1 pseudogene is annotated in these 338 nt (G+C 70.7%); it reads right to left on the bottom strand.

From position 1 onward, the window contains the following. Positions 1 to 338 (bottom strand): annotated as a pseudogene (locus SB751_RS28885) (hypothetical protein); the annotation flags it as partial.

The following is a 338-nucleotide window of genomic DNA, read 5'->3' as shown; positions in this document are numbered from 1 at the left end:
CACGCTCGGCCGTATCCGGAAACAGCTGTTCGAGGCGCTTCTCGAGCCCCTCCTTCGACAGCTGGACCAGGTAATCGTCGAGCGACATGCCGTCCGGCGTCGGGAACAGCGGCAGCTTCAGGCGTGCCGACTGCGCGGCCGCGCGTTGCGGATAGGCGCTCGCACGGTTGCCGAGCCGCGCGTCGATGCGCGCGACGGCAGCCTTCACCGCCGGGTTGTGCACGCGCGGCGAGCGGCGCCGCGACTCGATCGCGGCCGCATTCTCAGCGAGGGCGTCGGCCACCGTGTCGCGCCCTTGGTTCAGCGCGGTCGCGAGCAGCTTCAGTTCGGCGAGCTTC

The organism is Cupriavidus sp. SIMBA_020 (assembly GCF_046535395.1).
In the GTDB taxonomy this organism is placed as follows: Bacteria; Pseudomonadota; Gammaproteobacteria; order Burkholderiales; family Burkholderiaceae; genus Cupriavidus; species Cupriavidus campinensis.
The sequence above is the reverse complement of the archived record's forward strand: the minus strand, read 5'-3'. Positions and strand labels throughout refer to the sequence as shown.